The sequence below is a fragment of the Streptomyces sparsus genome, assembly GCF_054776295.1.
This window is the reverse complement of record NZ_BAAHCA010000794.1, coordinates 1-2,313: the sequence shown is the minus strand read 5'-3', so window position 1 is coordinate 2,313 and position 2,313 is coordinate 1. Positions and strand designations below refer to the sequence as shown.

Here is a 2,313-nt window from a genome sequence, read left to right as displayed (position 1 = left end):
GGCCCGGCCGGGTCCTGCTCGCTGCCCTCGGCTGCCTGGTCCTCACCCTGCTGGCCGGCTGTGCCGTCGCCCGGCACGCCGGGCACCTCCTGGCCGGGCAGGCCCTGGTCGGGCGTCCCGGGCTCGTCACCGGTGCCCCGTTCGGCCGCGAGGTGGCGCACCACCTCGTCGCGTTCGTCGGCGAGCACATGGGCGAGCGATATGGCCCGCCGGCTGGTGTCCGCCCGGTCGACGAGGTCCTGGGACTCCGACACCGCGCGGGTGCCGGCCAGCACACCGGGGGCGCCTGCGGCCATCACGGCGGCGGCGCACAGCACCACGGAGACCAGGAGTCGGTTGCGCACCCGGGCACGGCGTCCCGGGGAACCGGTGCCGGCCTCCGGCTCGTGCTGCCCGCTGCCCCGAAGTCGCTTCTTGCCCACCCGTGCTCGCATTCTTGTCTCCGGCGTCCGGGGGGTTGCCCGGACGGCGACTCCAAACGTGTGCGGCAAGAGGTCAGAACGCCGCCCTGTTGACGGCAACCGACCATTCCAGTGCCGAATGAGTGCGGACGGCCTTCCTTTGCCGGGCCACTCGAAGGAGTGAACAACACTCCGGAGGACGTAAACAACTCCGGTGCGGAGGCCGGTGGATTCCCGCTGATCGAGGGGCTTGGAATCCCCTGCGGAGGCGTGGCAGGATGCCCGCCCGCAGCTTCACGGACTCCGCAATTCCGGTGGAACTCCGACGGATCGGCGGAGAACTCCACCGGGCCGGCCGAGAACCCGGCCGAACGGAGAAAAGACCCGCTCGGGGCCGGTTTCCGGACGGAACCGCGGGGGTCGCCGTCCGCCACGCCCCGCCCCCGGCCGAGTGCCACCGCTGGGGCAGACTGCCCGTATGCGTGTCGAAATGGTCAGCGAACCGGGCAGCCCGGACCGTGCGAACGAGGACTACGTGTCGGCGGCGGTACCCGCGTCGGGGCAGGGTGGCGCCCTGGTGCTGCTGGACGGGGTGACCCCGCCGCCGGGTCCGGACGGCTGCGTGCACGGAGTGCCCTGGTACACGGCCCGGTTGGGCGGCGCGCTGCTCGAACTGTCCGCCTCCCGACGGGACCTGACACTCGCCCAGTGCCTCGCGGACGCCGTCACGCGTACCTCCGAGGCCCATGTTTCAACCTGTGATCTTTCTCACCCGCGCACTCCGCAGGCAACCGTGGTCGCCGCCCGGTGGGAAGAGACGGCCGTCGAGTACCTGGTGCTGTCGGACTCGGCGCTGCTGCTCGAGTCGGTGGCCGGCGAGGTCGTGCCCGTGCTGGACCCTCGGCTCGACGAGCTGCTGCCCGCGTTCCGGGGCCTGCCCCTTGCCGAGCGGGTGGCGGGCGTCGAGGCACTGCGCAACGCGGAGGGCGGCTTCCACACCGCCGCGGCCGATCCGGCGGTGGTGGAACGAGCGGTGACCGGCAGCGTCCCCCGCGAGGAGGTGCGCGCGTTGCTCGCGCTCACGGACGGGGCGACGCGGTGGAGTGACGTCTTCGGGCTGGGCGACTGGCAGGCGCTGTTCACGGCGGTCCACAAGGAGGGCCCGCGCGCCCTGGTGTCCCGGGTGCGGTCGGCCGAGACGGCGGATCCGGACGGCACCGTCCATCCGCGCGGCAAGACCAGCGACGACGCCTCCGCGATCCTGGTCCACTTCTGAGCCGGTCCGCTGCGGCCCGTCCCCGCCCGTCGCGCGGGTGGGCCCCGGCCGGGCGGGTGTCCAGCCGCTCGCGCGGCCACCGGACACCTGCCCCCGCTCGCGGGCAGCGGCTCAGGGCTCGCGGGCCGGGGTGTTGAGCTGGTGCAGCAGCCGGGCGAGTTCGGCGATCTCGTCCCGGTCCCAGGCCGCGAGTTTGCGCATGTACCGCTCCCGGCGGGCCCGCCGCACGCAGGTGAAGCGTTCCCGTCCGACGGCCGTCAGCTCGACGAGGGAGGCGCGGCCGTCCTCCGGGTCGGGGCTGCGGGTGACCAGGCCGAGCGACTCCAGCCCGCGCAGCTGCCGGCTCATGGTGGCTTTGCCGACGCCGAAGTAGCCGGCCAGGTCGGTGGCGCGCTGCGGCCCGGCGTTCTCCAGCCGCTGCATCAACCCGTAGGCGGCGGGCTCCAGTTCGGGATGCACCGCACGCGCCATCTCACCGGAGGAGGCGCGGGCGCGGCGGAGGAAGACGGAGAGTTCCCGTTCGAGAGCCAACAGCTCAGGGCCGGGCGGGTGGGAGGCGGCTTCGCCGGGCGGGTGGGAGGCGGCCTCGCCGGGTGGGTGGGAGGCGGCCTCGCCGCCGGGGTGGGGCGTCGGCTG

Annotated in this window: 2 protein-coding genes and 1 pseudogene; 1 reads left to right on the top strand and 2 read right to left on the bottom strand. The window is 74.1% G+C overall.

The window, feature by feature from the left end; all coding sequences use genetic code 11:
- Positions 1 to 434, bottom strand: a pseudogene (locus tag ACYVE9_RS23460) (hypothetical protein); the annotation flags it as partial.
- 445 nt (positions 435 to 879) lie between these two features.
- On the opposite strand from ACYVE9_RS23460, the gene ACYVE9_RS23455 reads away from it, so the two are divergent.
- Entirely contained in the window at positions 880 to 1,677 is a 798-nt protein-coding gene (locus tag ACYVE9_RS23455) for a hypothetical protein (protein WP_461029885.1), read from the top strand.
- Between the two features lie 111 nt (positions 1,678 to 1,788).
- Here ACYVE9_RS23455 and ACYVE9_RS23450 read toward each other — a convergent pair.
- On the bottom strand, positions 1,789 to 2,313 hold a 525-nt coding region (locus ACYVE9_RS23450; protein ID WP_461029884.1), incomplete at its 5' end, for a MarR family winged helix-turn-helix transcriptional regulator.

What these genes read in the sequence shown, in the direction of transcription:
- ACYVE9_RS23455 (WP_461029885.1), top strand. Translation starts at nt 880, where the DNA reads ATGCGTGTCGAAATGGTCAGCGAACCGGGCAGCCCGGACCGTGCGAAC.